This is a genomic window from Bradyrhizobium sp. MI1.3 (assembly GCF_055811695.1).
This window is the reverse complement of the sequence record NZ_JBVVPQ010000075.1, coordinates 21902-31507: the sequence shown is the minus strand read 5'-3', so window position 1 is coordinate 31507 and position 9606 is coordinate 21902. Positions and strand designations below refer to the sequence as shown.

The 9606-nt window shown below is 64.7% G+C and carries 7 protein-coding genes; 3 read left to right on the top strand and 4 right to left on the bottom strand.

The features are described 5' to 3' along the window. Positions 1 to 149: 149 nt before the first annotated feature. Complete coding sequence (locus tag AC0L3A_RS33810) at positions 150 to 1427, bottom strand: multidrug effflux MFS transporter (protein WP_007600873.1); 1278 nt, start codon at positions 1425 to 1427, stop codon at positions 150 to 152. A gap of 323 nt (positions 1428 to 1750) precedes the next feature. Next, complete coding sequence (locus AC0L3A_RS33805; protein WP_007600874.1) at positions 1751 to 3580, bottom strand: aminopeptidase P family protein; 1830 nt, start codon at positions 3578 to 3580, stop codon at positions 1751 to 1753. A gap of 187 nt (positions 3581 to 3767) precedes the next feature. Here AC0L3A_RS33805 and AC0L3A_RS33800 point away from each other — a divergent pair, with 187 nt between their 5' ends. After that, the gene (locus AC0L3A_RS33800) at positions 3768 to 3947 is read left to right on the top strand and encodes a hypothetical protein (RefSeq protein WP_007600875.1); all 180 of its coding nucleotides are present in this window, start codon (positions 3768 to 3770) and stop codon (positions 3945 to 3947) included. Positions 3948 to 3971: 24 nt separating this feature from the next. Here the strand turns inward: AC0L3A_RS33800 and AC0L3A_RS33795 are convergent, their stop codons facing one another. Then, positions 3972 to 4859, bottom strand: a complete 888-nt coding sequence (locus AC0L3A_RS33795; protein WP_007600876.1) for a 50S ribosomal protein L11 methyltransferase — start codon at positions 4857 to 4859, stop codon at positions 3972 to 3974. A 163-nt stretch (positions 4860 to 5022) separates the two neighbouring features. Between AC0L3A_RS33795 and AC0L3A_RS33790 the strand changes: the two genes are divergently transcribed. Further along, positions 5023 to 5178: a Flp family type IVb pilin gene (locus tag AC0L3A_RS33790; protein ID WP_007600877.1), complete on the top strand. Its 156-nt coding sequence runs from the start codon at positions 5023 to 5025 to the stop codon at positions 5176 to 5178. A 277-nt stretch (positions 5179 to 5455) separates the two neighbouring features. Here the strand turns inward: AC0L3A_RS33790 and AC0L3A_RS33785 are convergent, their stop codons facing one another. Beyond that, a complete protein-coding gene (locus tag AC0L3A_RS33785; protein WP_473255989.1) occupies positions 5456 to 7066 on the bottom strand; it encodes a phytoene desaturase family protein in 1611 nt (536 codons plus the stop codon). A gap of 250 nt (positions 7067 to 7316) precedes the next feature. Here AC0L3A_RS33785 and AC0L3A_RS33780 point away from each other — a divergent pair, with 250 nt between their 5' ends. Continuing rightward, entirely contained in the window at positions 7317 to 9596 is a 2280-nt protein-coding gene (locus AC0L3A_RS33780; protein ID WP_473255988.1) for a spermidine synthase, read from the top strand. The last annotated feature ends 10 nt before the right edge of the window (positions 9597 to 9606 follow it).

Genomic DNA, 9606 nt, shown 5'->3' with positions numbered 1-9606 from the left:
CCATCGGCTATATCAGCCCGGTCGAGATGGAGCTAAAATCGGCTTGATCCATGTCCACTTTTTTGGGGGAAGATCAGTATCTTTCCGCGGGTCGCAGTCTGGATTGCTTCGCTTCGCTCGCAATGACGGAGGACGCGGCGTGCCATCCCTCACATCATCCCGCTCTCTTCCTCTTCCGCCTGCTCGATCAGCGTCTCGCTCACCATGACCTCGCGGCGGGGGACGACGAAGATCATCGTGCAGGCGCAGAGCAGGGAGATCGCCAGCACCGCGGCGGTGAGCGGCAGCGTGGTCGCGGAATGGCCGCCGAGATAGGCGCCGAATTGCGACATGAGCGCGCCGATGCCCTGCTGGAGAAAGCCCATCGCACCTGATGCGGTGCCGGCGGCCTCGGGACGGACGCTGATCGCGCCGGCGGCCGAGTTCGCCATCACGAAAGCATTGCCGACCATCACGATCATCTGCGTGCCGAACAGCCAGGCGGGTGCCTCGTTCCAGCCGGTGAAACTCCACAGCAGGTTCAACAGGCTGCCGCAAAGCTGGAGCGCGAGGCCGAACCAGATCAACTTCTCCAACGAGTGCCTGGGCGCGAAGCGCACGCAGAGCAGATTGCCGACGAGATAGGCAAAACCCGTCGTCGCGAACCACGCGCCGTATTCAGCGCTGGTCCTGCCCATCTGCGTCACCACGATATAGGGGCCGCCGCCGGCGAAGGTGAAGATGATCTGCGAGGCCAGCACCTGGCACATCACGTAGCCGACGAAGGCGCGGTTGCGGATCAGGATGCCGACATCGCCGCGAAAGCCGCTGCCGGCGGCGCGGTCTCGGCGGGTCTCGGGCAGCGCGAATGCGATGCCGATGGCGACAATGATCGCGGCGACGGTGATGGCGTAGAAGATCGCGCGCCAGCCGAACGCGGTTTCGATCAGGCCGCCGCTGAGCGGGGAGACCATCTGCCCGATCATGAGCGCCGCGACCACGAGGCTGATCATCGAGGCGACGCGATCGCGCTCGTAGATGTCGCGGATGATGGCGCGGCTCACCACCATGCCGGCGGCGCCGCCCAGCGCCTGGAAGAAGCGCGCGGCGATCAGCTGCGGTAGGGTTTCCGCGAAGATGCAGGCGACGCTGGCGACTACCATCAGCGCCAGTCCTCCGAGCAGCACCGGTCGTCGCCCGAAACGGTCCGACAGCGGGCCCATGATGAGTTGCGACAGCGCGATGCCGACCATGTACAGTGAGACTGTCATCTGCGCGACCGAGATGTCGCTGCCAAAGGTCGTCGCCAGTACCGGCAGCGCCGGAACCAGCATGTAAAGCGAGATCGGCGCGATGCCGGTCATGACGACGAGCAGCAGCAAAACCACGCGCGAGGTCGCGAGGTTGTGTTGCGCCGTTTCCGGCGGCTTGCTGATCATGCCGTGCATGCGTGTCCGTCTCGCAGAAATTCGAATCGGACTGTAGCGCGCTCGCACAAGACGCATATCGGCGTTTCGGAATGCGGCTATACGGATTCCGGGACGGTTATAATGGCGGCGCGATGAGGACGGATTTGGCGCGCTGCTCGCGTCAAAAACTCGGTATCATCGCCCGGCTTGACCGGGCGATCCAGTACGCCGCGGCGTCTCCGCATACGTTTGCTGTCTCTGGAATACTGGATTCCCCGCCTTCGCGGGGAATGACAGCGGGGGTGGAAATGAGCATTGCGCAAATCGCGTGGTGCTATGCGTCGAGACCGTGAACGACGCGCTTACGCCTTCAACTCCGCCGTGGCCTGGTCCAGCCAGGCCTTCGTCGTCGCGTCCAGCGCCGGCCGCACCTCGGTCCTGACGCGCGCGTGGTAGGCGTTGAGCCAGTCGAGTTCGTCCTTGCCCAGCATGCCGACATCGATCAGCCGGCGGTCGATCGGCGCCAGGGTCAGCGTCTCGAACGCGTTCATCGATTTTTCCGCGCCCTTGATGTCGGCAGCGACCACCAGTTCGAGGTTCTCGATGCGGATGCCGAAACCGTCGGTCTTGTAGTAGCCGGGCTCGTTGGACAGGATCATGCCGCGCTTCAGCGGCGTGGTGCCGAGCTTCGATATCCGCGCCGGTCCTTCGTGCACCGAGAGATAGCTGCCGACGCCGTGGCCGGTGCCATGCTCGAAATCGACGCCGGCGGCCCAGAGATATTGCCGTGCCAGTGTGTCGAGCTGCGCGCCGGTGGCGCCATCGGGAAATATCGCCCGCGCGATCGCGATGTGACCGCGCAGCACACGCGTGAAGCGGTCGCGCATCTCGTCGGTGGGCTCGCCCACGGCCATGGTCCGGGTGACGTCGGTGGTGCCGTCTTCGTATTGTGCACCTGAATCGATCAGCAGCAGATCGCCGGGTACGATCCGCCGGTTGCTCTTGCGGGTGACGCGGTAGTGCACGATCGCGCCATTCGGGCCGGTGCCCGATATGGTCGGGAACGACACATCCTTCAGTGCGCCGGTATCGCGGCGGAACGTCTCCAGCGCCTCGACCGCGTCGATCTCGGTGAGCTTGCCGCTTGCCGCCTCGCGGTCGATGAAGGCGAGGAAGCGTGCCAGCGCTACGGCGTCGCGCCGGTGCGCCGTTTGCGTGCCCTTGATCTCGGTCGTGTTCTTGACCGCCTTGAGCAGCGCGATCGGATCGCTGCCGCGCACCGGCTTGCCGCCAGCACCCGTGATCAACCGGCTGAGGGCGTCGGCCGCGGTCGCATTGTCGAGCGCGATCGATCCACCGCTCTTGGCGAGCGCCATCAGCGTTGGCGCCATTGCATCGGGCTCGCGCACCTCGGCGGACTGCTCGAGATGGTCGCGGGTCAAATTTGAGAGCTTGCGGTGATCGATGAAGATGGTGGGACGACCGTCCTTCGGCACCAGCGCATAGGACAGCGGCAGCGGCGTATGCGCGACGTCGGCGCCGCGGATGTTGAAGGTCCAGGCCACGGCATGGCTGTCGGACAGCACCAGCGCATCGACGCCGAGCTTGCCGATCTCGCTCCTGATCTGCGTCAGCTTCTCGGCTTCAGTCACGCCGGCATGTTGCATCCCGTGCACCGTGACCGGCGCAATCGGCGGCTGTGGCCGGTCCTGCCAGATCGCATCGACCGGATTGCTGTCGACGGCGACCAATTCGGCACCGGCCTTGGCGCAGGCGGCGGACAAACGCTCGGCTGCCGCAAAAGTGTGCAGCCACGGATCAAATCCTAGGCGGTCGCCGGCCTTCAGGTGTGCCGATATCCAGCTTTCCGGCGGGGGATCGATCAGAGATTCCACGGCCCACGCCCTTGAATCGACCTGCTTGGCCGCCTGGATCGTGTAGCGACCATCGACGAACAATGCGGCCTCGTGCGTCAGCACCACCGCCAGTCCCGCCGAGCCCGTAAAACCGGTCAGCCAGGCCAAACGCTCTTCCGACGGCGGCACGTACTCATTCTGCTGCTGATCGGCGCGTGGAATCACGAAACCGGTCAGCTTGCGGCGGGCGAGTTCTTCACGGAGCGCGGCCAGCCGCGCCGTCAATGCGACGCCGGCCTCGGGCTCCTCGAATGTCTGGAAGTGCGCTTCGAACATGGTGGATCACTTTAGGATCATGCGGATCAGTCCGCAATGTAGACGCATTTGAGGTCGCATCTGGCATGGACTGTGCTTGAACAGTTCCATTCGAATTGAGTGGAGTACAGGATGCGGCAGTTGCGCTTCGTCCGGATAACAGGGAAATTCGAGCAAGTTGTTCATCTCAACGACGAGGGGACACTCGATGCCAGCGTTCACGTTTGAGAAGATTACGCCGCCGGTGCGCCGCGCCCCGGCTCCGGCAGCACCGAAGAAACCGCGCGGCCTCATCAACCAGATGATCGACCGTTTCGCTGAACGCCGCGCGAGGCGCGCCTCGCAGGCCGAGCGCGCGATGCGCCGGGACGAGAAGGCCGCAAAGTAGCGGCACCTACGGCAGCCCCCCGACTCACCCCATCTTCCGCAGCAACAGGCTGCTCCACCCCTCGATCCGCAAGTGCTTCAGAGGCACGAGGCCGCGCGCGCGGTAGGCGGCGATCACGGCGGGGACCTGGGGCGTCAACAGGCCGGAGAGGATGACGCGCCCGCCAGGTGCGAGGTGCCGCGTCAACGGGCCCGCCAATTGCCGTAACGGATTGGCAAGGATGTTGGCCAGCACCAGGTCGAACGGGCCGCATCTGCCGAAATCAGCCGCCGCGAAGCCGGTGGCGCGGATTGCTCGCACATGGTGACCGACCTCGTTCAACGCGGCGTTCTCGGCTGCCACCTTGACCGAGGCCGGGTCGATGTCGGAGGCCAGCACCGCGCGATGCAGCACCTTCGCCGCCGCTATCCCCAGCACGCCGGTCCCGGTGCCGAGGTCGAGCACGCGGCCGGGCCGGGTGCTTTTCAGGACATGGTCAAGCAGGAGTAAACAGCCGCGCGTGGTACCGTGATGGCCGGTGCCGAAGGCGAGAGCCGCCTCGATCTCGACGGCGAGCTTGTTCGGCGCCACGCGGTCGCGATCATGGCTGCCGTGGACGACGAAGCGTCCGGCCGGCACCGGGACGAGATCTTCCAGGCTCGCCTTGACCCAGTCCCTGGCTTCGACGGTGTCGAAGGCCAGCGTGTCCGCGATCTCATTTCCTGCTGCGGTTGCAACGAGTTCGCGCAGCCAAGCCCGGTCCGGCGCGTTCGCGAAATGCAGCGCAACGTCCCACTGTCCGTTCGGCTGTTCGAAGGCGGCGACCGCCGCATCGTCCTCGAAGAACATTTCGGTTAGGACGTCGACAATGCGCCTGGCGGCGATCTCGCCGCCGATCGAAAAACTGGCGCGATGGGTGGGGGAAGGCTGCATTCTCTGGTTTCCGTCCGGTTCAATTTTTGGAACTTTTGTTCCCGATTTTTCGCATAACTTGCATTCACGAGGTTAACCCGACCTCAGGTTGTGCCACGTAGATTTGCGGGTGTTGGGCAACCCACACAGTTCGAAATGGAATAGGAGGCGAGACTTGAAGCGCATGATTTTGAAGTTCTGGACCGACGATTCAGGTGCAACCGCAATCGAGTACGGCCTGATTGCAGCCGGTATCGCGCTGGCGATCATCACCGTGGTGAACGGCCTGGGCACCACCCTGAACGACAAGTTCACTTCGATTAGCAGCTCCTTGAAGTAATTTCCGCCTTCCATTTCCCGGCGAGGCCAATTCTCCATACGACTGCTTTCGAGCCGCGCCCGTCGGGGGAATTGCCCCCTGGCGGGCGAAGTCGTTTTTGGGAATTGGCTTGCACAGAATGCCCACAGGCTATCCGCTGGTTTTTCCGGACTTTGTCCACGGATTATCCCGCCGTTCATCCCCGGATTTTCCACCAATTTGTACCAAGCTTGGAGGGGCGTAACCCAGCGCCCTTTCACAGCTCTGCCAACAGGCTGTCCACAGCTTATCCACGGGCTTATCCACGACTTCCGAACAGCGACCGGTGATCCCTCAGGATTGCCTGCGCGGCGTTGTGGCCGGGCGCGCCGGTGACGCCGCCGCCGGGATGGGCGCCGGAGCCGCAGTGATAGAGGCCCCTCACGGGTCCGCGATAATCGGCGTGGCCCAGCATCGGCCGGGCCGAGAACAGCTGGTTCAGCGTCAGCGCACCGTGGAAGATGTCGCCGCCGAGCAGGCCGAACTGCCGTTCGAGATCGAGCGGTGACAGGATTTGGCGGCCGAGCACGCTGGTCGCAAAACCCGGCGCGTATTTGTCCACCGTCGCGATCATGAGGTCGGCGACCTCGTCGCGATGGTCGTCCCACGACTTTCCATCGGGAAGCTCCGGCGCGACATGCTGGCAGAACAGGCTCGCGACATGTTGTCCTGCGGGCGCGAGCGTATCGTCGAGCGTCGAGGGGATCAGCATTTCCACGACGGGCTCTCGGCTCCAGCCGTGCGCGCGGGCATCGAGAAAGGCGCGGTCCATGTAGCCGAGACTGGGAGCCAGGATGATGCCGGAGGTGAGATGATCGCCGACGCCCGGCAGTGCCGTGAAGGAGGGCAGGCGGTCCAGTGCCACGTTCATGCGGAAGGTGCCGGAGCCGTTCTTCCAGTGCCGGATGCGGTCGAGAAAGTTTTGGGGAAGCGCATCGGCGGCGACCAGCCGCGTATAGAGCAGCTTCGGATTGACGTTGGATGCGACATATCTCGCGCGGATGGTCGTGCCGTTCTCCAGCGCTACGCCGACCGCGCGGTCGCGCTCGAGGATGACCTCGCGCACGCCTGCATCGGTGTCGATCACGACGCCGCGGTCGCGTGCGGCGCGCGCCATGGCCTGCGTGATCGCGCCCATGCCGCCGATGGCGTGACCCCAGACGCCCTTCTTGCCGTTCACCTCGCCAAACGCGTGATGCAGCATCACATAGGCCGAGCCCGCGGCGTAAGGGCTGGCATAATTGCCGACGATGGCATCGAAGCCGAACAGCGCCTTGATCAGATCGTGCTCGAAACGTTCGTCCAGCATCTCGCCAGCCGAGCGGGTGAAGAGATCGAGCAGGCTGCGGCTCTGCTCCAGCGACAGCCCGCGCAGGATATTGGCGCTCTGGAATGCGTTCACGGCCTCGCGGATCGATGCCGTGCCGAAACCATCGAGCAGGTTGGGCGGCGCGCGCAGCACGAACTGCCGAAGCACGTCGGCGATATCTTCCAGCTCGCGCGAAAACCCGTCGAGCGCGTTTGCGTCGCGCGCGCTCAGCCGTGCGACGGACGCCTGCGTCCGCCCCTCGCCGGTGAGAAGATAGCTGCCGTCTGCCGCGGGCAGAAAATTCTGCGCGCGCCGTTCGACGATCCTGAGGCCCTGTTCGGCCAGCTTCAAGTCGCGGATCACCTGCGGATTGAGCAGGCTCACAGTGTAGGCCGCGACCGAATTGCGGAAGCCCGGATGAAATTCCTCCGTGACCGCGGCCCCGCCGACCACCTTGCGGCGCTCGACCACGCGCACGCGCAAGCCGGCCATCGCGAGATAGGCCGCGCAGGTGAGGCCGTTATGGCCAGCGCCGATGATGATGACGTCGGTTTCGATCATGCGGCCCTAGTGGTGTCATTCCGGGGTGCGCGAAGCCCGAACTGTGATGCGGGCTCCGCATCGGAGAATCTCGAGGTTCCGGGTTCGATGCTCCGGGCCGCGCTTCGCGGTCCCGTCGCATCGCCCCGGCACGACCGTCTTATATCAAGCATTTCCCGCTGCAACATCACGAGACCCTTTATTGCCCGTTCAGGCGCCTTGTGCTCCATTGCGCGCGCCCGGCACCCGCCGGGATTATGCCGGAGCTTCCATGGATTCGATCGTGCAACCCGCCGCCACGGAGCAGTCATCCTCGTCACGCAACCGGCTGCTGCTGACGGTCTACACCGCAGCGATCTTCGTCAGCGCGCTGTTGCTGTTCTCGGTGCAGCCGCTGTTCGCCAAGATGGTCCTGCCGCGGCTCGGCGGCTCGCCGGCGGTGTGGTCGGTGGCGATGGTGTTCTTCCAGTCGTTGCTGCTGGCGGGCTACGCCTATGCGCATGTGTTGATGCAGGTGAGGAATCGCATCGTTCCGGTGGTGGTGCATCTCCTGCTGCTGATCGCGGCCTTCGCCACGCTGCCGCTCGGCATCGCGTCCGCCTATGGCGATCCGCCCGCTTCGGGCTACGCGATCTGGCTGCTTGGCCTGTTCGTGATCTCGATCGGACTGCCGTTCTTCGCGCTCGCCGCCAACAATCCGTTGCTGCAGGCCTGGTTCGTCCGCACCGGGCATCCTGCCGGACATGATCCCTATTTCCTCTATGCGTCCTCCAACATCGGCAGCTTCCTCGCCCTGCTGTCCTATCCATTCCTGCTGGAGCCGATGTTCACGCTGCACACGCAGAACCGGCTCTGGACCGGCGGTTACGGCATTCTGATCGTCCTGATCGCCGCCTGCGGCGTGCTGCTGTTGCGCTCGCCGAAGCTCGCCATGGTCGATGTGCGAACCGAGGATTTGAATGCGCCTGCGCCCGGTTTCATGACGCGGCTGCGCTGGATATTCCTCGCCGGAGTGCCGTCCGGCCTGCTCATCGCCGTCACCGCGCACATCTCGACCGACGTTGCGGCAGCGCCGCTGCTGTGGGTGCTGCCGCTGTCGCTGTATCTCTTGACCTGGGTGGTGGTGTTCCAGTCGCGGCCGCTGCTGCCGCACAAATGGATGCTGATGCTCCAGCCGGTCGCGATCGCGGGCGTCGTCTTCCTGCTGGCGTTCGGCGGCGAACAGAACCTGCTGCTGACGCTCGGCGGCCATCAATTGTGCTTCTTCGTCATCGCGATGGCCTGCCACGGCGAATTGGCGCGGACCCGGCCGGCCGCGAAATATCTCACCGGATTCTATGTCGCGCTGTCGTTCGGCGGCATGGTCGGCGGCCTGTTCGCAGGGCTCGTTGCGCCGTTCACATTCTCCTGGATCGCCGAATATCCGATCCTGGTCGCGCTTGCCGCGCTGTGCCGGCCGCCCGCGAACGAGCGGCTGGCGGGCATCATCAAATGGTACTGGCTGGCGCTTGCCGCGCTCGCCGTCGTGCTCGTTGCGCCGTCCATGACGACGGGCGGGCTGTCGACCTGGTTCGAGGATCATCGCGTCTGGGTGGCCGGCGGCATTGGCGTGCTCGCCGCCCTGCTGGCGCTGGCGGTCAACGCCGGCCGCTGGAAGATATTCGCCACCGTCGCGCTCGCGCTGGCGTTGATCCGGGTTTATCCGGCGGATGAAGGCCGCGTCACCACGGTGCGCAGCTTCTTCGGCGTGCACAAGATCGTCGTGACGCCCGGCGGCTATTTCCACGTGCTGATGCACGGCACCACGATCCACGGCGCCGAGCGCTTCCTCAACAATGACGGCACGCCGGTCACCGGACGGCCCGAGCCGATCACCTACTACCACAAGGATGGCGGCATCGGTCAGGCCGTGACCGCGATCCGGGAGCGCAAGGGCGCGCCCTTGAAGGTCGCGGCGATCGGCGTCGGATCGGGCACGCTCGCCTGCGCCGCCGAGCCTGGCGAGAGCTGGACCTTCTTCGAGATCGATCAGTCCATGGTCGACGCGGCAAGCGATCCGAAGAATTTCCGCTATATCTCGAGTTGCATGCCGGGCCTGAAGCCGGTGATCGGCGATGCTCGCCTCACCTTCGCGAAGGAGCCGGACGGCGCCTATGATCTCATCATCGTCGATGCCTATTCGTCGGATGCGATCCCGATCCATCTTGCGACCGAAGAGGCGATGAAGATCTACAAGGACAAGCTCGCTCCGCACGGCGCCGTGGTGATGCACGTGTCCAACCGCCACCTCGATCTCGAGACCGTCGTGGTCGGCATCGCCGATTCCAACGATCTCAAGAGCTGGGTCTACAACGAGGATTCGGGGCGCGATGGCGACTACATCTTCTCGACCGACGTCGTCATCTCCGCCCGCGAGGATGCCGACGTCGGCAGGCTCGCATCGTCGAAATCATGGGAGCAGACCGAAGCCGACGACCGGGTGCGGGTCTGGACCGACGATTACTCCAACATCTTGGGCGCGCTGTACCGGCGTTTGCGGGACGGGGAGTAGGGACACTTCG

Bases quoted from the DNA above. Each gene is read 5' to 3' on its own strand.
- AC0L3A_RS33810 (WP_007600873.1), bottom strand. From the start codon at position 1,427: ATGCACGGCATGATCAGCAAGCCGCCGGAAACGGCGCAACACAACCTC.
- AC0L3A_RS33805 (WP_007600874.1), bottom strand. From the start codon at position 3,580: ATGTTCGAAGCGCACTTCCAGACATTCGAGGAGCCCGAGGCCGGCGTC.
- AC0L3A_RS33800 (WP_007600875.1), top strand. From the start codon at position 3,768: ATGCCAGCGTTCACGTTTGAGAAGATTACGCCGCCGGTGCGCCGCGCC.
- AC0L3A_RS33795 (WP_007600876.1), bottom strand. From the start codon at position 4,859: ATGCAGCCTTCCCCCACCCATCGCGCCAGTTTTTCGATCGGCGGCGAG.
- AC0L3A_RS33790 (WP_007600877.1), top strand. From the start codon at position 5,023: ATGATTTTGAAGTTCTGGACCGACGATTCAGGTGCAACCGCAATCGAG.
- AC0L3A_RS33785 (WP_473255989.1), bottom strand. From the start codon at position 7,066: ATGATCGAAACCGACGTCATCATCATCGGCGCTGGCCATAACGGCCTC.
- AC0L3A_RS33780 (WP_473255988.1), top strand. From the start codon at position 7,317: ATGGATTCGATCGTGCAACCCGCCGCCACGGAGCAGTCATCCTCGTCA.